We start from the raw sequence: 21,799 nt of genomic DNA, 5'->3' as shown, positions 1-21,799 counted from the left end.
GAGACCGACATGACCGACGCCCCCGAAATCACCCTGGAACAACTGTCCGGCGCTTACGCGATGCGCGCGAAATTCTACATGCATATGTTTGATGTGCTGCGCGACGCGTACGGGGCTGAAAAGACCATCGAATTGATGGGCGAAGCCACCTACCGCCTTGGCGCCGAAATGGGGCAAAAGCTCAAATCGCATGGTCCGGCCAATATCGAAGCGCTGACCGAGCAGTTTCTGGCTGGCATCCCCTGCCGCGACCACCTGTTTGCGCCTGAGCTGCGCAAATGCGATGCGGAAGGCATGGAGATTCAGTTTCACCGCTGCCCCCTCAAGGACAACTGGGAAGCCGCCGGGCGCGAGGGCGAAGAGCTTGAAATGCTCTGCCGTGCGGCGGGCGCGATTGACGCAGGCATGTTTGGCGCGGCAGGGTTCACATTTAAGGGCGAAACCTGGAAGCCGGGCAAAACCGGCTGTTGCCGCCTGATCGTAGAACCCGGCCCTGTCGCGGCAGAGTAAGCCAACTCAGTTTACCCCCTCAGACCCGGATCAACCGGGCTCTACCACACTCAAACACCACCTTCGACCAACAGAGGAACTCACCATGAAACTCACCCGCAGAACGGCTCTTTTGCTTGCTGCTGCCACCGCGTTGACCCCGGTCGCAGCCTTTGCCCAAGACAGTGTTAAACTTGGCTACCAACTGCCACTCACCGGCAACACCGCCCAATACGGCCAGGATTTCAAAGATGCGGCAGAGATCGCATTGACCAAATTCAACGCCTCGGGCGCATTGCCTGTTCCGGTCGAAATCATCTACGAAGACTCGCGCTCGGATGCCAAAGAAGGCGTGACCATCGCGCGCAAATTTGTCGATGATGACGAGATCGTCGGCGTTTTGGGCGATTTCACCTCGACCGTCTCCATGGCCGCCGCTCAGGTCTATAAAAAGGCCGGAATGGTGCAATTGTCGCAAACCGCGTCGCACCCGGATTTTGCCAAAATCTCCAAATGGCAGTTCCGCAACATCACCACCCAAGACCAAGAAGGCGCCGTGAACGCCCAGTGGATGATGGACAAAGGCATCAAAAAAGTCGCGGTGATCGCCGAGCAGACCGATTGGGGTCAATCCGTGGTCAAAGGCTTTGTCGAGCCGTTTGAAGCCGCCGGTGGCGAAGTGGTTTACACCGAATTCTTCAACCGCGGTCTGGCCGATTTCCGCTCCATCATCACCAAGCTCGAAGATCAAGCGCCTGATGCGGTCTACACCGGGTTCTTCTATGAAGATGGCGCGCAGTTCCTCAAACAAATGGCACAGCTTGACGCCGAAATCCCGGTCTATTCGACCTCGGCGGCCTACAATGACCAGCTGATCGAATTGGCTGGCGACGCTGCCGAAGGGCTATTGTTGACTGCGACCTTCTTGCCGACGCGAATGGATGCGAATGTTCAGGACTTCGTCACCGAATGGGACAAAACCCATGATCACGCCCCGGGTCAGTTCCCGGCACAGGCCTATGACGCGGTGAACATCATGTTGGCCGCCGTGGTCAAAGCCTACCCGGACCTCACCCGCGACAGCCTGCGTGACGCTGTGGCCGAAACAAGTGATTTCCCGGGCGTCACTGGCAACACCTCATTCGATGAAAACGGCGAACCGCTGAAGGAGCTGACCAAGGCTTCTGTGGTGGACGGCGTGTTTGTCGAAGTCGAATAATCCCTTCTCCCCGTCCGCGCGGCCTACGGGCTGACCGGGCGGGGACCATACCAAAAAGGGGGACGACGTGCTCGATCCTTATATCCTGCAACAATTGGCCATCGGTCTGTCCTTGGGCATGATCTACGCGCTCATGGCCATTGGATTTACGCTGATCTTTGGCGTTTTGAATGTGGTCAACTTCGCCCATGGCGAAGTCTACACCATTGGCGCTTTCGCCGGGCTTATGGCAATTTCGGCCTTTGGGCCGCCGCTTTTGGTGGTGCTCTTTATCGCGCTCGCCGCCGGTGCTTTGGCCGGGTTTGGCCTTGAACGTTTGGCGTTTCGCCCGTTCCGCCGTTTCTCGGATGAGGCCTCGTTGAAATCACGCGCCATGCGGGAGGCCACGCTGATGTCTTCGCTCGCCATGTCGATCATCGCCCGCGAAGCGATGGAGATGATCTTTGGCTCGCAATTCCAAACCGTTGATCTGGCCTATCTGATCAACAAACCGATCCACATCGGCCCGATCACCATCGTCAACGGCGACCTGATCATCCTGGGCGTCACCTTGTTGATGCTCGGCGGCTTGCAATGGTTGCTGAAGAAAAGCCCCATCGGCCTGTCGATCCGCGCCGTATCCAACAACGCGCTGGGGGCAAAATATTGCGGCATCAACACCGACCGCACCATCATCATCACCTTTGTCATCGGCTCCGCCATGGGTGCGCTCGCGGGCATTTTGGTGGGCCTGTATTACGGCGCAATCTTCCCCTCAATGGGCTTTACGCCAGGGATCAAGGCCTTTGTCGCCATGGTCATGGGCGGGTTGTCCTCCGTGCCGGGTGCGGTGATCTCTGCGATCATTTTGGGCTTGTCCGAGAGCCTTTCGACAAGCTTCATGCCCTCCGTTTGGTCTGACATGGTGGCCTATGCCTTCCTGCTTCTGACCCTGATCTTTTTCCCGCAAGGCCTTTTTGGCGCAAGGAGGGAACGTGTCTAAATCGCTCCTCATCAAACTCGGCCTGCTCGTTTTGGCCTTTGCCCTGATCCCGGCGCTGCTCGTCGGTTTTGACAAAGGCTACTACTATCAGATCGCCACCATCGCCGCGATTTTCATGTTGCTCGCGGCCTCGCTTCACCTCGTCACCGGGGTGGCTGGATTGCTGCACTTGGGTCACGCCGCACTGTACGGTGTGGGCGCCTATGTGGCAGCGATTTTGGGGGCCAATCATGGCATTGGCTTCACCCTTGGCCTGCCGCTTGCGGGCCTTTCTGCGGCCGCCATCGCGTTTTTGGTCGCCCTGCCCACGATGCGCCTGATGTCGATCTATTTCGCCGTCGCCACACTGGGCATTGGTCAGATGCTTTATCTGGTGTTCCTCAACTGGGTGGGTCTGACCAACGGGCCGAATGGTGTGATGTTGTTCTCTGGCATCAACCTGTTTGGTCTCGAGATCGACAGTGATCTGGGCATTTACTATGTCGTCGCGGGGGTGGTTGCGATCTCTATCCTTGTGCTCAATCGTCTCAGCCATTCCTATTACGGCAATGCGTTGCGTTCCTTGCGCGAAGACGATCAATGCGCCTCGGCCATGGGCATCAATGTCACCGTGATGAAAATCCAAGCCTTTGTGATCTCTGCCTTTTTTGCTGGCATCGCGGGTGCGCTCTGGGCCTACACCACGGGTTATATCTCGCCCAATGACTTCCACTTTTCGCAATCCATCCTGATCTTGACCATGGTTGTCGTTGGCGGTTTGGGCAGTCTTCCGGGGGTTTTGATCGGCGCGTTATTGTTGATCCTTCTGCCTGAAGCGCTACGCTCGGTCGGGGATATTCGCAACATCATCGTCGGTGTGCTGATGTTCTCCGCCATCCTGTTTTTGCCCAAAGGTCTGTTTGGCGAAGTCTCCGCCCTCAACTTTGCCCGCCGTGTCCTTGGCCAAGGCTGGGCCGCCAAAAAAGGCGAGAAAGGCATCGGTTGGAAATGACCCCCATTCTTGAACTGGATCATTTGACCCGCGCCTTTGGCGGTCTCAAAGCAGTCGATGATGTCACCACACAGGTCAACCAAGGCGAATTGTTTGGCCTGATCGGACCGAATGGCGCGGGGAAAACCACGCTGTTCAACCTGATCTCCGGCTTTACGCCGCCCTCCTCAGGCGAGGTGCGGTTCAAAGGCGAGGTCATCACCGGATTGTCGGCGCATAAAATCGCCCACAAAGGCATGTCGCGGACCTTTCAAAACCTGCGCGTGTTTCCCAACATGACCGTGTTCGACAACATCTCCGTCGGCGCGCTTGGGATGATTGGCGTTGGGCCGTTCTCTTCGCTCTTTGGTGGCAAAGCGCGGGCAAAAGAGATCTCTGAGCGCAGCTATGAGATGTTGGAACGGGTGGGCCTGGCCGATCACGCCGACGACCTCGCCGCCAACCTCAGCTACGGCAAGCGCAAATACCTCGAGATCGCGCGCGCCTTGGCGATGAAACCGGACCTGTTGATCTTGGACGAACCGGCCGCAGGCATGAACGATTCCGAGACCACGGAACTGGCACAATTCATCACCGGGCTGAACAAAGAGGGGCTGACCATCATGTTGGTCGAACACGACATGGGGCTGGTCATGGGCATTTGCGAACGGCTTGTGGTGCTCGCCTCAGGTCAGAAAATCGCCGATGACGTGCCTGCCGTGGTCCGCCAAGACCCCGGCGTGTTAGAGGCCTACCTTGGGGGAGATGAGGAATGAGCACCATTCTTGAGATCAAAAACCTGTCGCTCAAAATCGGCATTCAGGACATTTTGCACGACATTTCGGTCAATGTGCCGGAGCAAGGCATCGTGTCTGTGCTGGGCGCAAACGGGGTGGGCAAAACCTCCCTGATGCGCTGTATCTCCGGGATTTATCATGCCACGGGCGGGGAAATCCTTTTGGACGGTGAAGACATTTCCAAGCTCAAAAGCCATGAAATTGTGGATCGCGGCATCATGCAGGCCCCGGAAGGCCGTCAGATTTTTTCCAACATGACCGTGTTGGAAAACCTCGTGATCGGGGCTGGACCACTGGGGCGGCAGGAGTTGGACCATGTCCTGGCCCTGTTCCCGCGTCTCGAAGAGCGGCTGAAACAACAGGCCGGGTCGATGTCGGGTGGCGAACAGCAAATGCTCTGCATCGGCCGGGCATTGATGCGCAAACCCAAAGTGTTGCTCTTGGACGAACCCTCGCTGGGCCTCGCTCCGCGTTTGGTGGGGTTCATCTGCGAGCTGGTGTCAAAAATCCGCGCTGAGGGCTATGCCGTGCTGTTGGTCGAGCAAAACGTCAAAGCCGCGTTGCGGATTTCGGACACGGCCTCGGTGATCGAACACGGCAAGATCGTGATCGAAGGCGACGCCTCGGCTTTGGCCAATGATCCGCGTGTGGCGGAGGCCTATTTGGGCGGCCACGTCCATGAGACCGCTTAAACATCCGACATATCGGCAGGGGCATCCTTTGCCCCTGCCCCAACCGTCCAGATCACAGGTATTTGGTCGGAACGGCGGTGGTGAATTTCAACTCCTCCATCGAGATCGACGAGTTCACCGTCGAAAATTCCACCTCTTCGATCATCCGCTGATAGACCACGTCATAGGTGGCAATATCGGGCACCACGACCTTCATAATGTAATCCGTCGCCCCGGTCAGACGATAGGCCTCGACCACTTCCGGGATGTCTTCGATCAGCGCGCGAAATTGCGTGAACCATTCCATCGCATGACGCGGAGCGGTCACGCCGATGAAAATCGTCATCGGCACATTGGCCAGTTTTTGATCAACCAAAGCGACGCGACCCCGGATCAACCCCGCCGCTTCCATGCGTTTGATGCGCCGCCAAATCGGCGTCGGGCTCAGCCCCACCCGATCTGCCACCTCAGCAATCGGCAGATCGCTGTCCACCTGCAAAATGTCGAGAATGCGTTGATCAATCTCATCAAAACTTGTGTCGCTCATGTCGCCTCGCTGCTTTTGCCTCTGAGTACAGACCCATGTTTCCGTAAACCATAGAAATCTATTCGCCAAAACGTCCATTCTGTAGAATTTACCCATCACACCACCGAAAGACCCGAAATGCAAAGCCCCGTTTCCTTCCCGCCCTCGCTTTGGGCCGACACCGCCCCCAAACGTCCGCCCAATGCGCCCCTGACGGGACCAATCGAAACCGACACGGTCGTGATCGGCGGCGGCTTTTCCGGCTTGTCTGCCGCGCTGCACCTGGCCAAGGCCGGGCGCGATGTTGTGGTGCTCGAAGGTCAGGCTGTGGGCTGGGGCGCATCTGGGCGCAACAACGGCCAGGTGATCCCGACGCTGACCGCCGCCGAACCCGATATGTGGGTGGCACGCTTTGGCGAGACCGGGCGCAAATTTGCCGAACTCATCGGCGCATCGGCGGGGATGTTGTTTGACAAAATCCGCGCGGAAAGCATCAGCGCCGAGGCCGAGCAAACCGGCTGGTTCCAACCGGCGCACTCCCCCGGACGCACCAAGCTGAGCCAAAAACGGGTGGAGGCTTGGACGCGGTTTGGGCTTGAGGTCGAATACCTTGACCACGCTGCCACCAGCGCATTGATGGGCACGGATCATTGGTATGGCGGGATGCTGGCGCCTTCGGGCGGGCATATCAACCCGTTGGCTTTGGCGCGCGGATTGGCCGGAGCGGTTGAGCGCCATGGTGGTAAAATTTTTGAACAAACCCGCGTGGAGAGCTACGCTCATACCGGGTCGGAGTGGGTCGTCAAAACCACCCAAGGCACAGTCAAAAGCACGGTCAAAGCCCGCGCTCTGATCCTTGCCACCAATGCTTACACCGGCGCATTGACCCCGGGCCTTGCGCGGCGATTGGCCCGCTCCATCGTCCCGGTGCATTCGTGGCAAATGTCCACCGAACCGCTCTCCGACAATTTGCGCGCCACGCTTTTGCCGGGGCGTCAGGCGGTGTCTGACACGCGTGGCGATTTGCGATTTTTCCGCTATGATGCCCGAAATCGGTTGATCACCGGCGGGGCAATCCTTGGCGGCGGCGACGTTCAGGCCCGGATCGCGCAAAAGGTTGCGGCCAATCTGGCCGACAGTTTCCCGCAACTTTCGCCGCCGAAAATGACCCATGTCTGGTCCGGTTATCTGTCGATGAATTGGGACCGCTTTCCACGGGTGCACAAACTGGGTCCGAATGGGTGGACGTGGATTGGGTGCAACGGGCGCGGTGTGGCGCTTGGCAATGCATTGGGGCGCGAAATTGCCCGCGCTGTGGATGGCGAGGATGAGCGCGGGCTGGCCCTGCCCGTCACCGAACCGCATCCTCTGCCGTTTCATGCCATTGGTCGCCGGGTTGCGCCGCTTTATCTGACATGGTTGCAACGCAAAGACCGTCAGGAGCCAAAACTATGAGCAAAGGTGACGCTATGAAAGACCTCCCCATCCTCGACCGCCGCCGCATTGAGGCGATGATCCTCAAACATGTGCTCGACGTGATCACCGAACGCGCGGGCCGCGCCGAAGCGGAAGCCGTGATTGGCGAAACCTGTTCGCGTTCGGCGATTGAACAGGGCAAAGCCTTGGCCGAAGATCTGGGCCATGCGCCGAACCTGTCGGATTTTGCCGATATTTTGCCAAACTGGACCAAAGAAGACGCGCTTGAGATGGATGTCCTGGTGACCGAGCCGGACCAGATGGCCTTTAACGTCACGCGCTGTCGCTATGCGGAAATGTATCAGGAGATGGGCGTGGGCGACATCGGGCATCTGTTGTCCTGCAATCGCGATGGCGATTTTTGCGTCGGCTACAATCCAGAGATCGAATTGACACGGACACAGACGATCATGAAAGGCGCGAGCCATTGTGATTTTCGATATAAAATGACGAAAGGATAAAACATGGCGATTGAAAATTGGGTGGCGCGTGAGATTGAGGATTTGATCGCATTTCGCCATGATCTGCATGAGAACCCCGAGCTTTTGTATGAGGTTCATCGCACCGCCGCAAAGGTTGCCGAGGCCCTGCGTGCGGCCGGCGTGGATGAGGTGGTCGAGGGTCTGGGTCAGACCGGCGTGGTCGGTGTGATCCACGGCAAAACCAACATCTCCGGGCGGATGATCGGTCTGCGCGCCGATATGGATGCGCTGCCGATTTTGGAGGACACCGGGCTGGCCTATGCCTCGAAAGTGCCGGGGAAAATGCACGCCTGCGGTCATGATGGCCATTCAACCATGTTGCTGGGCGCGGCGAAACATTTGGCCGAGACACGGGCATTTGATGGCACGGTGATCGTGATTTTCCAACCCGCCGAAGAGGGCGGCGCGGGCGCGCAGGCGATGATCGAGGACGGGTTGTTTGACCGCTGGCCCTGCGATGAGGTCTACGGCATGCACAATATGCCGGGGTTGGATGTGGGAAAATTCACCACCGCTCCGGGGCCAAATATGGCCGCCGTGGACATCCTGACCATCACCATCACCGGCAAAGGCGGGCACGCCGCCGAGCCGCACACCGGCATTGATCCGTTTCCCGCACTCGCCGGGATCATTCAGGCGGTTCACGGCATGAGCGCGCGCTCGGTCGATCCGTTTGACGCCCATGTCGTGTCGCTCTGTGCGATTGAGGGGGCCATGCGCATAACGTCATTCCGCAAGAGATCACCATCAAAGGCACGGTGCGCACGATGAATGAGACGCTGCGTGATCATGTCGAACAGCGCATGCACGAGATCGTGTCCAATATCGCCGCCGGGCATGGCTGTGTCGGCACACTGGACTATAAACGCAGCTATCCGGTCTTGGTGAATCATGCGCAAGAGACCGAGTTTGCCGCCGAAGCCGCCCGCGCGGTGGCTGGTGCGGAGAATGTGTCACTTGATATGACGCCCACATTGGGGGGCGAAGATTTCGCCTTTATGCTCAACAAAGTGCCGGGCTGTATGATCAATATCGGCAACGGACCCTCGGCCAACCTGCATCACCCGGCCTATAATTTTAACGACGATGTGATTGGCTGGGGCAGCTCTTATTGGGTCACTTTGGTGCGGCAACGTCTGTCCGCCTAACCGCAACGTGCGGCGGCTCTGACGGGTCGCCGCGCTTAACTACGCCCGGCGAGTTGCGACATTTGCGGTGACAGGAACGCATCCATAAAATAGTCGTAAAATACCCGCACAGGCTCGCTCATGTCCTGCGTGCGACGCCACGCCAAACCCACATCCATCGACGGGATTTCGCGGTCGGTGGCGACCGTGCCGATCCGACGTCCCTCCAAAGACCATGGCCGATAGACCATATCCGAAAGAATGGTGATGCCCTGACCGTTGGCCACCATAGAACGCACCGCCTCGGTCGATGAGGTGCGCAGTTTGATGTTGGGTGTCAGCCCGGTCGGCCCCCAATATTTCATCGAGGTGTTGGCCGCCTCATCGACGGTCAACATGATGTAATCCTCTTTCGCGATGTCTTCGAATGTGGCGCGGCCCTGTTGGTGCAACGGATGGTTTTGCGGCACCCAAAGACGGCGATGCGAGCGCAGCAGGGTTTCGGTCTCAAGTTCAGGATTGGCGGTGTTCGAGGTCAGCAAAACCGCCATGTCAAAGCGATTGGTCATCAACCCCTCTTCGATGCTCTCCCGGTTCAGCTCACTGATGCGAATGTCGAGTTTCGGAAACCGGTGGGTCAGACGGTCCAGATGAAACGGCAGGAAATACCCGATCACCGTATAGGTCGCGGCAATGTTGATGGTGCCTTCGATCTCGGAGCGCCCTTGGCCGATGTTGCGGGCGATATCGACCTTTTCCAACACGTCACGCGCCGCCCCAACAAGTTCACGCCCCGACCCGGTCGGCTCCATCCCATGTGCCGTGCGCACAAACAGAATGGTGTCCATTTCCTGTTCCAACTCGCGAATCGCCGTGGTGATCGAGGATTGTGAAATCGACAACTCGCTGGCGGCACGGCTGACCTGACCCAATTCGGCGGTGGCGAGGAAATATTTCAATTGGCGCAGATTCATCAGGACCGACCTCTTCGGATTTTCCGAACACCTTGGCGCGGTGCTTTGATGTCAGTGTAGAGGATGTGCCGTAAATTCGGAAATTCAATTTTCAAATTTAGTATTATCTAAAAAAGAGAATGATTGGCGTCTGAGTCGTTTTGAAATTGCCCATTTTTGCCCAAATTTGCGTAAAATCTGATCTGGATTGAAATTTCATATTTGGAAAATTCGATAATACAGTAGTTGAATTCTGAATTTTACAAACAGGCACAATCTGGAAAATGCTGGTTCCACAGAGAACAAGGACCAGTCATGCAGAAGATCATCGATTTAAATTGCGACATGGGTGAGGGCTTTGGCCATTGGGTCTTGGGCGAAGCGCCTGACGAAGATCTGATGGCGCTGATCTCTTCGGCCAACATCGCCGCAGGGTTTCACGCCGGTGATCCCAACTCCATGGATCGGGTGATCAAATTGGCCCAGGTCTACGGCGTCGGGCTTGGCGCGCATCCCGGCTATCGCGACCTTCAGGGCTTTGGCCGCCGTTTCATCCAGACCACCCACGAAGAATTGGTCAACGACATCATCTATCAGGTCGGCGCGGTGCGCGAATTTGGCCGCCGTCACGGCATCCGCCTTCAGCACGTCAAACCCCATGGTGCGCTGTACATGGAGGCCGCCCGCAACGAAGAGCTGTCGCTGCACATGATCGAAAGCCTTGGCGCGATCAGCGGCGATCTTTTGATCTATTGCATGGGCGTGTCCAAAACCTATGAGGTCGCCAAACGGTTGGGTCATCCGGTGGTGCGTGAATTCTATGCCGACCGCGACTATGGCACTGATGGCGCGATTGTTTTCACCCGCCGCGTCGGCCGACCCGACCCGGACGCGATTGCGCAAAAATGTCTGCGCGCCTGTCTTGAGGGCAAAGTGAGCACGGTTGAGGGCAAAGACATCGACATCGCGTTCGAGTCGATTTGTTTTCACTCCGACACGCCGGGCGCTCTGGACATCGGACGCGCGATCCGCGCCACTCTGACCGAAAACGGCATCCATATTGCACCGGCCTCCGCCGTGCTTGAAACCGCCTAAGCCAACAGAGCTAAACCAACAGGAAACGACCATGAGCAACATTCAATCCCCCCTCCCCGGCACATTTTATCACAAGCCCTCCCCCGAGGAGCCGGTGTTCAAATCCCCCGGCGATGCGGTGGCCATTGGCGACACCATCGGTCTGGTCGAAGTGATGAAAACCTTTATCGCTGTAACCTCCGAAGTTGAGGGTACTTTTGTCAAATACATGATCGAGGACGCCGCCCCGGTGACCGCCGGTGCTGTGCTTGCGGAGCTTGAGTGATCTGATGGCTATTGAACGTCTTTTCATTGCCAACCGGGGCGAAATTGCCGTGCGGATCGTGCGCGCGGCACAGGCCCTTGGCATCCACGCGATCCAAGCCCATTCCGAAGCTGACACCGATATGTTGGCGGTGAAACTGGCCGACGAGGCTGTTTGCATCGGCCCTGCGCCCTCAAAGGACAGCTATCTAAACATTGAGGCTGTGCTGAAAGCCGCCAAGGACACGGGCGCGGATGCGATCCATCCGGGCTACGGCTTTTTGTCCGAAAGCCCGCGCTTTGCCCGCGCTGTCGAAGAGGCCGGGTTGATTTTCGTCGGGCCGACGGCGGACACGATTGAACGCATGGGCGATAAGGTCGCCGCACGTCAGGCCGCTTTGGCCGCTGGTGTGCCGGTGGTGCCCGGCTCCGAAGGGCGAATTGACGTCGAAGACGCGCTGAACGTGGCCAATGAGATCGGCTACCCGGTGATGATCAAAGCCGCAGCCGGCGGTGGTGGGCGCGGCATTCGCATCGCGTCGAACGAGGCAGAACTCAGAACCCTCGCCCCACAAGCCAAGGCCGAAGCCGAAGCCGCCTTTGGCGATGGTGGTCTCTATATCGAACGCGCCATCCTGTCGCCGCGCCATATCGAGGTGCAAATCTTGGGCGATGGCGACACCGCTGTGCATTGTTTTGAACGCGAATGTTCGCTGCAACGCCGCCGCCAAAAGGTCTGGGAAGAAGCCGGGGCCGCCTGTTTGGATGAACCGACCCGTGCAGCGCTTTGTGCCTCTGCCGTGGCGCTGGCCAAAGCGGTGAACTATCGCGGCGCAGGGACGCTTGAGTACCTTTATGATGAGGCCACCAACGCGTTTTACTTCATCGAAATGAACACCCGCATTCAGGTCGAACATCCGGTCACCGAAATGCTCACCGGCGTCGATCTTGTGGCGGAAATGATCAATGTGTGCGGCGGAGCCAAACTGTCGATGACCCAAGATCAGATCACCCGTTCAGGTCATGCCATAGAGGTGCGCATCTGTGCCGAAGATCCGTTCATGCAATTCATGCCATGGCCCGGCGTGGTGTCGAAACTGGTCGAGCCCAAGGGCGACGGCGTGCGGTTTGATCACTTCCTCTCCGAAGGCTACCAAATCCCGCCGTTCTATGACTCGCTGTTGGGCAAGGTGATTGTCCATGCCCCGACCCGCGATGAGGCGATTGATAAATTGGTCATCGCCCTCACCGAATTGGAGATCGGCGGAACGAAAACCACGGTGCCGCTGCACCTTGCGCTGGCCGCTGACCCGGAGGTGCGCAAAGGCGCGTTTCACACCCAATGGCTGGAACCGTGGCTGGCCGCTGGACATTTGAACGCAACCAAAGGAGACGCCGCATGAAAACGCGTTACAGCTATGGCGGGGACGAACATATCTATGTCGAAATCGACGATGAAATGTCTCTGGATGCCTTCTTTATCTGCCTGTCCTTGAGCAAACTGGTGCGCGCCGCGAATATCCCCGGCGTGACCGAGATTTGCCCGGCGAACGCCTCCTTTGAGGTGCGCTTTGACCCCGATGTCATCGCCCCTGACGACATCATGGCCAAGATCAAGGAATTGGAACACGAGGCAAAGGCGCAAGAAAAACGCCTTGAGACCCGGATCATCGAAATTCCGGTGTTTTATGAAGACCCGTGGACCCATGAAACCCTGATGCGGTTCCGCGAACGCCACCAAGACCCGAGCGGGTCGGATTTGGAATATGCCGCCAAGATCAACGGCTATGACAGTGTCGCCGCTTTTATCGAGGCGCATCATTCCCAACCTTGGTTCGTCTCTATGGTGGGTTTCGTGTCGGGCCTGCCGTTTCTCTACCAACTGGTCGAGCGCGACAAACAGCTTGAGGTGCCAAAATACCTACGGCCTCGAACCGATACGCCGAAACTGACCGTGGGCTATGGCGGCTGTTTTTCCTGTATCTATTCGGTGCGCGGTGCCGGTGGCTATCAGATGTTCGGGATCACCCCGATGCCGATCTATGACCCAGAACAAAAGATCAGCTACCTCAAAGAGTTCATGGTGTTTTTCCGCCCCGGCGACATCGTCAAATGGAAACCGATTGATCGCGCGGACTATGACCGGATCGTCAAAGAGGTCGAGGCGGGCACCTATGCGCCGCGCATTGCCGAGGTCAAATTTGATCTCGACGCTTTCAACGCCGACATGACCGGCGTCAACGCCAAGCTGATGGAGGCCCTCAATGACGCTTGAGATCATCAAACCGGGACTGGCAACCAGTGTTCAGGACCTTGGCCGCCCCGGCTACTTTCACCTTGGCATTCCCGAAGGCGGCGCGATGGATCGCTTGGCGTTGCGGGCGGCCAACCTTTTGGTTGGCAATGACGAGGGCGCAGCCGGATTGGAAGCCGTGTTCATGGGGCCGGAGATCAAATTTGCGGCCGAAATGAGCGTCGCCGTCACCGGCGCGGACATCCCGATGATGCTTGACGGGGACCCGCGCGAGACATGGACGTCGTTCACAGTCAAACCCGGGCAGGTTCTGTCCTTTGGCTTTCTCAAAGCGGGTGCGCGGATTTACATCGCTGTCTCTGGCGGCATCGCGACTGAGCCTGCGCTTGGGTCACGCTCCACCTATCCCATCGGGGCCTTGGGTGGCTTCGAAGGGCGCGCCGTGGCCGCCGGGGATGTGATCCCGGTTGGACCTGGCGCGGTGGTGGCGGAGGGGCGCTCTGTTCCCCTGGCGCTCCGCCGCCGCCCCGGCACCCCCGCCGAGTTGCGGGTATTGACCGGGCTCTATTGGCACCGTCTGACCGAGAAAAGCCAAAAGGCGTTTTTCGATGATGCTTGGGTGGTTGCGCCCGAGGCCGACCGCATGGGCTATCGGTTCCGTGGTGGCACTCCGATGGAATTTGTCGATCGTCCACAACCCTTTGGCGCAGGCTCCGATCCGTCAAACATCGTGGATGGGTGCTATTCATATGGCTCGATTCAGGTGCCCGGCGGCTTGGAACCCATCGTGTTGCACCGTGATGCGGTGTCGGGGGGTGGCTATTTCACCCTTGGTGCGGTGATTTCGGCGGATATGGACCTGATCGGTCAATTGCAGCCCAACACCCCCGTCACCTTCAAACGTGTCGAGATGGACGAGGCGCTGGCGGCACGCGCCGCGCGCAAAGCCATTCTCGCAGATATCCGTCAGGCCCTCGCATAGGGGCCTGATGCCGACCGGGAGCACCCGCTCCCTTTCATAATAAAAACGCGGCAATGACCGCATTTCAACTGATGGACCCAACAAGGAGTCAGATCCATGAAACATGCCCTTTTGACCGGCGTGGCCTTTGCCGCCATGCTCACCACCCCGGCGCTTGCCGACGCCTGGTATCCCTATGAGGCCGAAGAGGTGACCCCCGCCTTTTCCACCGATGGCACCTCTACCCCGGTGACCTATGAAGCGCTTGAGAAAGCCGATGCGGCCTACAACATCTGCGTGTCTTTCCCGCATATGAAAGACGCCTATTGGCTGGGCGTGGATTACGGCGTGGCCGAAGAAGCCAAACGCCTTGGCGTCAAAATGAACCTTGTTGAGGCGGGCGGGTATACCGAGCTGTCAAAACAGGTCAGCCAGATCGAAGATTGCGTTGCCTCCGGCGCAGATGCGGTCATCATCGGTGCGATTTCCTATGACGGCCTCAACAGCGTGATTTCCGAAGTGGCCGCCAAAGGCATCCCGGTGATCGACGTGATCAACGGCGTGTCCTCGCCGGACATTTCCGCCAAATCCTTGGTGTCTTTCTACACGATGGGTTTTGAAACCGGCAAATATCTGGCGGACAAACACCCCGCTGGCACGGACCCGGTTCAGGTCGGTTGGTTCCCCGGACCTGCGGGTGCGGGTTGGGTTGAGGCCGCCAACACCGGCTTTATGACCGCTGTCGAAGGCTCCGCTGTTGAGGTGTTGGAGCCGCGCTATGGTGACACCGGCAAAGAGGCACAGCTCAAGCTGGTCGAAGACGTTTTGCAATCCAACCCCGACGTGAAATATCTCGCGGGCACGGCGGTCACCGCCGAAGCGGCACAGGGTCTTTTGCGCGAACGTGGTCTCACCGATGAGATCGGACTTTTGGCGTTTTACATGACCCCCGGCGTCTACACCGGCATCCAACGCGGCATGATCGCCGCCGCTCCGGCAGACTCGATGGTCATTCAGGGCCGGATCGCCGTGGACCAAGCGGTGCGCCTCATCGAGGGCAAGGAGTACATCAAACATGTGGGGCCGAAAATCTTTGTCGTCGATGGCGACAATATCGGCTCGGTGGCGCGCGATGCGATCTTGCCGCCGGACGGGTTCCGCCCGGTGTTCTCCGTCGACTAACGGCTGATCTTTGATCTCGGGCCGGGGCAGATGTGTCCCGGTCCACTGTCCCATTTGGAGGCCACCTATGCCCCGTCCCCTACTCTCCACCCACGGATTGACCAAGGACTACCCCGGCGTGCGCGCCCTCAATGCGGTGGATTTTGACCTGAATGCAGGCGAGGTTCATGTGTTGTTTGGCGAAAATGGCGCTGGGAAATCAACACTGATTTCCATGCTCGCGGGCGCCACATCGCCCTCTGACGGCACGATCTACCTTGAGGGTCATGCGATGAATTTCGACACGGTGGCACGCGCCAAATCCCATGGCGTCTATACCGTGTTCCAGGAATTCTCCCTGATCCCGACACTGACCGTGGCCGAAAACATGTTTTTGGGCCAAGAGCCGCGCGCCGGATTTTTGATTGATCACGGCGAAATGCGCCGACGCGCACAAGAGATTTTCGACACGTTGGGCTTTGCCCTCTCGCCCACGGCACAGGTCGCGTCCCTGTCGCGGGCACAGCAACAGATGGTCGAAATCGCCAAGGCCTTTCACGGTGATCTCAAGGTCTTGATCTTGGATGAACCGACTGCCTCACTGACCGATCGCGAGGTCGATCACCTGTTTGCCTTTATTCAACAGCAAAAGGCCAAAGGCGTTGGCATCGTTTACATTTCCCACCGGATGCAAGAATTCGCCCGCATTGCGGATCGGGTCACGGTGCTGCGCGATGGCGCGAAAATCGGAACGGTTGCAATGACGGATACCGATGAGGCGCATTTGGTCGAGATGATGACCGGGCGCGCGATTGCGGAGATTTACCCAGTGATTGCCACCACACCCGGCGCGGTCGTTCTTGAGGTCAACGGGCTGTCGACCCCTGGCGTCGCCGCCAGCAGCCTGAGCCTGCGGGCCGGTGAGGTTTTGGGCGTGGCGGGGCTGGTTGGCTGTGGCAAATCGCGGTTTTTCCGCGCCATGATGGGGTTGACCCCGCATCAAACCGGCACCGTCATCCTCAAAGGCCAGGACATCACCCATCTTTCGACCCGCGAGATCATCCGCCGTGGGCTCTATTATCTGTCGCCAGATCGCAAAGCCGAAGGGCTTGATTTGGCCAAGACCTCCAATGACAACCTTGGGCTCAATGTGGTGACCTCGGGCACCGCGTCCAAGCGCGGCTGGATCAATTGGCGCATGGTGCGCGAGCGGGTCAGCGAGATCGCGGATCGGGTCGAATTGCCCCATGATTACCGCGCCAAATATGTCTCGCAGCTTTCGGGCGGCAACCAACAGAAGGTGTTGTTTGGCAAGGCCTTTGGCCAAGACGCCGATGTTTACATCTTTGATGAGCCGACAGTCGGCGTCGATATGGGCACCCGCGCCGCGCTTTACCTCAAGATCAAATCGCTGGCGGAGGCGGGCAAGGCCGTGGTCGTGATCTCCTCCGATCTGCCCGAAGCGATCAACCTCTCTCACCGTCTCCTCGTCTTTGCACATGGTCATGTCACCGCCGAATTGGCGCGGACTGATGCCACCGAGGACACTGTTTTGAAACACTTCTTTGTTGAAAGTGAACCGACCCTATGACACCCGCACCCACTTCACCTGACACCTCCGGCTTTCTGCGCAAACTGTTTTTGCGTGTCGGCGTCTTGCCATTCTTTTTGGCCATCGCTTTGGTGGTTTTCTCGCTGATGTCCACGAAATTCCTGACCGGGCAGAACCTTGTCAACGTGGCGCGGCAATCGGTTTATCTGGTTTTGGTCTCTTTGGGCCAGATGTTGGTTTTGGTCTCTGGCGGGTTTGATTTGTCCGTCGGCACCGCGATTGCGCTGACCTCTGTGGTCTCTGCCGTGTCGATGACATGGGCGGCGGGCGTGATGCCCGATGCGATTTGGTTGGCGATTTTGATCGGGATCGCGGCGGGGGGGTTCACCGCCCTGCTGGTGGGTCTCGTCAATGGCGTCGGTGTGGCGTATTTCGAGGTTTCGCCCTTCATCATGACGCTGGGTGTGTCCTCTGTTGGGGCCGGGCTTGCGCTGTTTCTCACCGGAGGCGTACCGGTGTCTGGCCTGCCCTTTGCCTTTGGCGACACGTTTGGCTTTGGCAAGTGGTTCGGTGTGCCAGTCCCGGTGTTTATTGCCGCGATCTGTATCGTGGTGATGTGGCTGGTGATGTCGCGCACGCCTTTGGGCACACAGATTTACGCCGTCGGCGGCAATATCAAGGCCGCGCATCTGTCGGCCATCAACACCAAGCGCACCTTGATGGTGTCCTACATCCTCTGTTCACTGATTGCGTCACTCACCGGATTGTTGTTGACCGCACGAGTGGAAAGCGGCGAGGCCAATTTGGGCGGCTCCATGGCGCTTGAATCCATCGCCGCCTGTGTCATCGCGGGCGTCTCGCTCAGAGGTGGGATCGGCAAGGTCCAGACCGTGGTCCTGGGCGCCTTCTTCATCGTCATGGTGCAAAACGGCATGAACCTCGCCCAGATCAGCTCCTACATGCAAATGGTGCTTTTGGGCGGGCTTTTGATCCTCGCGGTAATCTTTGACCAAATGCGGTACCGGATGATCATGCGCGGGCGCTGACCCCGCACTCTGCACGGGCCACCTCAGGCCCGTGCCACTTGATAAGCCCCTCTTACAAAGGTGACGGACATGATGGAGATACCACAGCAGAGCCTGATCTCAGTGACCCGCGTGTCGCAAGCCCTCGACATCCTGACCCACTTGGGAGACACGGCAACCTTAATGGCCGGGGGCACATGGGTCATGCGCGAGGCGCGTGAGCGGACCTTTGTATCGCTGGCAGACATCCCAGAGCTCACAGACATCTCACTGGATGATCAGGCATTGAGTGTCGGGGCGATGGCAACCCATCAGGACCTCTGCGATGCCATAACAGGCGCGCCCGATCTGGCCGCACTCGCCACAGCGGCAGGCAAATCCGCGACCCCAGCGATCCGCCGCATGGCCACTTTGGGCGGCAACCTGTGCACGCGGGCGTTTCACTCTGCGGACTTGGCCCCCGCCCTTCTGGCATTGAATGCAGAGGTGACGCTTGAAACCCTTTCAGGTCCTAAAAATCTCTCGCTTGAGGACTACCTCAACAGCCTGGATATCCCGCCGCATATCCTGCACCACGTCACCGTGCCGCGCGTTGCAGGGCGCTCGGCGCATGTGCGGTTGATGCAAAGACAGGCCGGGGAATATCCGCTTGCGGTGGTCAGCCTCTCAGCGGCGATCGACCCCAATGGGGCGCTACGTGATCTGCGGATTGCTGTGGGATCGGTCGAAAAGCGCGCGCGGCGCTGGCACGCTTTAGAAGCGCTTTGCGAAGGCCAAAAGATGACATCGGACAGCATCCGCGCCCACGCCACCTTGCGCGCGTCACAGGACTTTGTGGGCCGTGACGCGGTGGACAGCCAAGGTTGGTATCGCCTGCGGGTGTTACCCGCGTTGGTGGCACAAGCCTTTTCTGACGTGTCACGCACAGAACAAGGAGCCGAGCCATGGTGCTGACTTTGATGATCAATGGCGACCCGTTTCCCTATCACGGCGACCCGCGCCGATCTTTGCTTGAGGTCCTGCGCGACGACTTGCACCTCACCGGGACCAAGGATGTCTGTGGCGAAGGCTTTTGCGGTGCCTGTACCGTTTACATCGACGGTGTGCCGAAAGTGTCCTGCCTGCTGCCCGTCGGATGTCTTACCGGGGTTGAGATCACCACGATCGAAGGGGTGTCCAACAGTGAAACCCTGAATGCGGTTCAAAAGGCGTTCTTGGAATACGATGTCGTGCAATGCGGCATGTGTTTCCCCGGCATGGTGCTGTCGATGACGCATTTCATGGCGGAAAATCCGTCGCCCACACGCGATGAACTCAAATCGGCCATGACCGGAAACATCTGCCGCTGCACCGGCTACGAACGCATTATAGATGCGCTCCTGTCGCTTGGATCAGACGGTCTTGGACCCGTGGAAGAGGTGCGCCCATGACACTGCCCTACCCTCCCAATACTGCTGTGATGAACCTGCCTCGGCGGGACGCAAAGGACAAACTTCTGGGTCGCACCCGCTATACCGTGGACGAGGGCAGCCACGGCATGTTGCACGCCGCTGCACGCCGTTCAGAGATCGCATCGGGACGGATCGTCAAAATCGACGTCACCCCCGCGCTGTCCATGCCGGGCGTCAAAGCGATTGCAACATGTGAGGACGCGCCCGGTTTGCACGGCATCGGCATCGCCGACCATCCGCTGTTTGCAAAAGACGTGGTGCGCTATCATGGTGAACCTCTGGCCGTGGTGGCCGCGACAACCTTGGCTCAAGCACGCGACGCAGCCGCCGCCATTTTGGTCGAGATCGACCCGATAGCGCCCGTTCTGACCATGGCGGAGGCGTTGGCCAAAGACGCGCCATTGATCCACCCGGATTGGGCCAGCTACGAGATTTTGCGCGACGGCGCGGCGCGTGGCGGCAACGTCGCATGGGAAGCCACGGTGGTGCGCGGCGACACAGAGGCGGCCTTTGCACGTGACGATGTCATCCTTGTGGAAGGCACCTACCGGGTCGGGCGTCAAAGCCATGTGCCGTTTGAACCCCGCGCCGTGGTCGCCTCCTATGAAGATGGGCGGTTTCACATTCACACTTCGACCCAAGTGCCATGGACCGTGCGCCATGTGACGGCCAAGGTTTTGGGTGTGCCCGAGGCGGCGGTGCATGTCACCGTGCCCGCTGTTGGTGGCGGGTTTGGGTTGAAATTCGATTGCTCTCTGGAGCCGTTTGCTGCGATTTTGGCGCGCAAAACAGGGCGCAAAGTGTCGTTGGTGAACTCGCGCCGCGAAGAACAGATGACCTGTTTGAGCCGCGAAAACGCCGATATCCTGATCCGGTCCGCGGTGACCCCGGAGGGCGACATCGTTGGGCGCGAAGCCACCGTGTTGATGGATTGCGGCGCTTATGGCGGCGAGCAAGTGTTCCTCACCACGATGACCGCGCATACGTTGGGCGGCAATTACCGGTTGGGATCGGTGAAAATCGCCAGTCAAGCGGTCTACACCAGCACGCCGCCCAATGGGGCCTTTCGTGCCTGCAACGGCGTGTACAACACCTTTGCGCTTGAATGTCATACCGACGAAATCTGCAAAGCCATTGGCATGGACCCTGTCGCCTTTCGGCGGCGCAACGTGGTGGGAGATGGTGACATCGGTGCCACGGGACAGGTGTTTGAGGGCGATGTGCTTGGCCCGATGCTGGATCTGGCCATCGCCACCTATGGGCCGCATGAGCGCGCGAAAAAAGGCCCCGATGGGCGGCTTTACGGGCGCGCCACAACGGTTGGCACATGGTTCATTTTTGTTGGACCTTCAAGTGCCACGGTCAATCTCAACGCCGATGGCAGCGCCACTTTGGTCACCTCCGGCGTCGAAATCGGATCGGGCACGATGGTGCAATCCTTGCCGCAAATCGTGGCGGCCAATCTGGGCCTTCACCCGGATGCGGTCATCGTCAAAACCGCAGATACGGATGCTTCCGGGCGCGATCTGGGCGTGGGCGGCGGGCGCACCACCGTGTCGATTGGCGCGGCCAGTCAAGAGGCCTGCGCCGAGGTCCGGTCCAAACTTTTGGCGGTCGCCAGCCAAATGTTGCAAACACCGCAAGATGATTTGGTGCTCACTCAAGGCCGGGTGGAAATCCGTGACAGACCCGGCTCTGGCACCACGATCCAAACCGTGATCGCACAGGCTGAGTTGGATCACGGGCCTATTTCCGGCAGCGGAGCGTTCACCGCACCGGGCATTCCGGCGATGCCGGGCTGTGCGGCGGGGCATTTCATTGATGCGATAGATATTCCAGTGTTTGCCGTGCATGATTGCGACGTGGCGGTCGACCCGGACACCGGCAAGGTCGAGGTCCTCGCCTACCGCGTCATCCAAGACGTCGGTCGGGCACTAAACCCGCGTGCGATCCATGGTCAAATTCAGGGCGGGGTCACACAGGGCATAGGCTACGCCTTGCATGAGGAAATCACGATCAATGCAGAGGGTGCCTTTGATCAAACCTGCTTTTCCTCCTACCGTATCCCGACCGCGCTCGACACCCTGCCGATCGACTATCACCTCTATGAGGGTGCACCGTCCTGTGGGCCTTTGGGCACGAAAGGCGCGGGTGAAGTGCCAATTTTGAACGTGGGTGCAACCATTGCCTGCGCTGTGGCCAATGCCATCGGAACCCCGGTGAACGCACTGCCTTTGACCGCGCCTCGCGTATTGGGGCTGACCGACGGTCTCAGTTCAGGCCTAGAGCTGTCGCATCTGTCGCGCCATTGGCATGAGAATACGATTGCCTTTTCAAAGTGAACCGAGCGCAAGGAGTCCAATAC

21 protein-coding genes and 1 pseudogene are annotated in these 21,799 nt (G+C 58.7%); 20 read left to right on the top strand and 2 right to left on the bottom strand.

The window, feature by feature from the left end:
- The first annotated feature begins 9 nt into the window (after window positions 1-9).
- The 6 genes from DA792_RS20130 (at window position 10) to DA792_RS20105 (ending at window position 5,149) form a co-directional block, all read left to right on the top strand.
- The gene (locus tag DA792_RS20130) at window positions 10-510 is read left to right on the top strand and encodes an L-2-amino-thiazoline-4-carboxylic acid hydrolase (protein ID WP_107722366.1); all 501 of its coding nucleotides are present in this window, start codon (window positions 10-12) and stop codon (window positions 508-510) included.
- Between the two features lie 85 nt (window positions 511-595).
- Window positions 596-1,708, top strand: a complete 1,113-nt coding sequence (locus DA792_RS20125) for an ABC transporter substrate-binding protein (protein ID WP_107722365.1) — start codon at window positions 596-598, stop codon at window positions 1,706-1,708.
- 67 nt (window positions 1,709-1,775) lie between these two features.
- Entirely contained in the window at window positions 1,776-2,690 is a 915-nt protein-coding gene (locus DA792_RS20120; protein WP_107722364.1) for a branched-chain amino acid ABC transporter permease, read from the top strand.
- Window positions 2,683-3,681 carry a branched-chain amino acid ABC transporter permease gene (locus DA792_RS20115; protein WP_107722363.1) on the top strand — a complete coding sequence of 333 codons (999 nt, stop codon included), beginning with the start codon at window positions 2,683-2,685 and terminating at the stop codon, window positions 3,679-3,681. Before DA792_RS20120 ends, DA792_RS20115 begins: the two co-directional genes overlap by 8 nt.
- Complete coding sequence (locus DA792_RS20110; RefSeq protein ID WP_107722362.1) at window positions 3,678-4,436, top strand: ABC transporter ATP-binding protein; 759 nt, start codon at window positions 3,678-3,680, stop codon at window positions 4,434-4,436. Before DA792_RS20115 ends, DA792_RS20110 begins: the two co-directional genes overlap by 4 nt.
- On the top strand, window positions 4,433-5,149 hold the full coding sequence (locus tag DA792_RS20105; RefSeq protein WP_107722361.1) for an ABC transporter ATP-binding protein: 717 nt from the start codon (window positions 4,433-4,435) through the stop codon (window positions 5,147-5,149). Before DA792_RS20110 ends, DA792_RS20105 begins: the two co-directional genes overlap by 4 nt.
- A gap of 52 nt (window positions 5,150-5,201) precedes the next feature.
- On the opposite strand, the gene DA792_RS20100 is transcribed toward DA792_RS20105, so the two are convergent.
- The gene (locus tag DA792_RS20100) at window positions 5,202-5,675 is read right to left on the bottom strand and encodes an Lrp/AsnC family transcriptional regulator (protein ID WP_074643135.1); all 474 of its coding nucleotides are present in this window, start codon (window positions 5,673-5,675) and stop codon (window positions 5,202-5,204) included.
- A gap of 117 nt (window positions 5,676-5,792) precedes the next feature.
- On the opposite strand from DA792_RS20100, the gene DA792_RS20095 reads away from it, so the two are divergent.
- The 3 genes and pseudogenes from DA792_RS20095 to DA792_RS20085 all read left to right on the top strand — a co-directional run bounded on the left by DA792_RS20095 (window position 5,793) and on the right by DA792_RS20085 (window position 8,760).
- Window positions 5,793-7,109 carry an NAD(P)/FAD-dependent oxidoreductase gene (locus tag DA792_RS20095; protein ID WP_107722360.1) on the top strand — a complete coding sequence of 439 codons (1,317 nt, stop codon included), beginning with the start codon at window positions 5,793-5,795 and terminating at the stop codon, window positions 7,107-7,109.
- The gene (locus DA792_RS20090; protein ID WP_199908100.1) at window positions 7,106-7,591 is read left to right on the top strand and encodes an L-2-amino-thiazoline-4-carboxylic acid hydrolase; all 486 of its coding nucleotides are present in this window, start codon (window positions 7,106-7,108) and stop codon (window positions 7,589-7,591) included. Before DA792_RS20095 ends, DA792_RS20090 begins: the two co-directional genes overlap by 4 nt.
- 3 nt (window positions 7,592-7,594) lie before the next feature.
- Window positions 7,595-8,760: pseudogene (locus DA792_RS20085) on the top strand (M20 aminoacylase family protein).
- A gap of 35 nt (window positions 8,761-8,795) precedes the next feature.
- Here the strand turns inward: DA792_RS20085 and DA792_RS20080 are convergent.
- A complete protein-coding gene (locus tag DA792_RS20080) occupies window positions 8,796-9,713 on the bottom strand; it encodes a LysR family transcriptional regulator (protein ID WP_107722359.1) in 918 nt (305 codons plus the stop codon).
- A gap of 294 nt (window positions 9,714-10,007) precedes the next feature.
- Between DA792_RS20080 and DA792_RS20075 the strand changes: the two genes are divergently transcribed.
- The 11 genes from DA792_RS20075 (at window position 10,008) to DA792_RS20025 (ending at window position 21,776) form a co-directional block, all read left to right on the top strand.
- Window positions 10,008-10,787, top strand: a complete 780-nt coding sequence (locus DA792_RS20075) for a 5-oxoprolinase subunit PxpA (RefSeq protein WP_107722358.1) — start codon at window positions 10,008-10,010, stop codon at window positions 10,785-10,787.
- A 31-nt stretch (window positions 10,788-10,818) separates the two neighbouring features.
- The gene (locus DA792_RS20070; RefSeq protein WP_107722357.1) at window positions 10,819-11,052 is read left to right on the top strand and encodes an acetyl-CoA carboxylase; all 234 of its coding nucleotides are present in this window, start codon (window positions 10,819-10,821) and stop codon (window positions 11,050-11,052) included.
- Between the two features lie 4 nt (window positions 11,053-11,056).
- Window positions 11,057-12,433 (top strand): acetyl-CoA carboxylase biotin carboxylase subunit, encoded by a 1,377-nt coding sequence (locus DA792_RS20065; protein ID WP_107722356.1) that lies wholly within the window; start codon window positions 11,057-11,059, stop codon window positions 12,431-12,433.
- Window positions 12,430-13,305 carry a 5-oxoprolinase subunit B family protein gene (locus DA792_RS20060; RefSeq protein WP_107722355.1) on the top strand — a complete coding sequence of 292 codons (876 nt, stop codon included), beginning with the start codon at window positions 12,430-12,432 and terminating at the stop codon, window positions 13,303-13,305. The genes DA792_RS20065 and DA792_RS20060 overlap by 4 nt, the downstream gene beginning before the upstream one ends.
- Window positions 13,295-14,266, top strand: coding sequence for a biotin-dependent carboxyltransferase family protein (locus tag DA792_RS20055; protein ID WP_107722354.1), 972 nt, complete (start codon window positions 13,295-13,297; stop codon window positions 14,264-14,266). The genes DA792_RS20060 and DA792_RS20055 overlap by 11 nt, the downstream gene beginning before the upstream one ends.
- A gap of 96 nt (window positions 14,267-14,362) precedes the next feature.
- Window positions 14,363-15,427, top strand: a complete 1,065-nt coding sequence (torT, locus tag DA792_RS20050) for a TMAO reductase system periplasmic protein TorT (RefSeq protein ID WP_107722353.1) — start codon at window positions 14,363-14,365, stop codon at window positions 15,425-15,427.
- A gap of 67 nt (window positions 15,428-15,494) precedes the next feature.
- A complete protein-coding gene (locus DA792_RS20045; protein WP_107722352.1) occupies window positions 15,495-16,997 on the top strand; it encodes a sugar ABC transporter ATP-binding protein in 1,503 nt (500 codons plus the stop codon).
- The gene (locus DA792_RS20040; RefSeq protein WP_107722351.1) at window positions 16,994-18,004 is read left to right on the top strand and encodes an ABC transporter permease; all 1,011 of its coding nucleotides are present in this window, start codon (window positions 16,994-16,996) and stop codon (window positions 18,002-18,004) included. Before DA792_RS20045 ends, DA792_RS20040 begins: the two co-directional genes overlap by 4 nt.
- A gap of 69 nt (window positions 18,005-18,073) precedes the next feature.
- Entirely contained in the window at window positions 18,074-18,937 is an 864-nt protein-coding gene (locus tag DA792_RS20035) for an FAD binding domain-containing protein (protein WP_107722350.1), read from the top strand.
- Window positions 18,928-19,413: a (2Fe-2S)-binding protein gene (locus DA792_RS20030; protein WP_107722349.1), complete on the top strand. Its 486-nt coding sequence runs from the start codon at window positions 18,928-18,930 to the stop codon at window positions 19,411-19,413. Before DA792_RS20035 ends, DA792_RS20030 begins: the two co-directional genes overlap by 10 nt.
- Window positions 19,410-21,776: a xanthine dehydrogenase family protein molybdopterin-binding subunit gene (locus DA792_RS20025; RefSeq protein WP_107722348.1), complete on the top strand. Its 2,367-nt coding sequence runs from the start codon at window positions 19,410-19,412 to the stop codon at window positions 21,774-21,776. The genes DA792_RS20030 and DA792_RS20025 overlap by 4 nt, the downstream gene beginning before the upstream one ends.
- The last annotated feature ends 23 nt before the right edge of the window (window positions 21,777-21,799 follow it).

Origin of the sequence: Celeribacter baekdonensis (genome assembly GCF_003047105.1) — a bacterium.
Taxonomy (GTDB): Bacteria; Pseudomonadota; Alphaproteobacteria; order Rhodobacterales; family Rhodobacteraceae; genus Celeribacter; species Celeribacter baekdonensis_B.
Note: the sequence above shows the minus strand (reverse complement) of the source record. Positions and strands in the feature narration are given on the sequence as shown.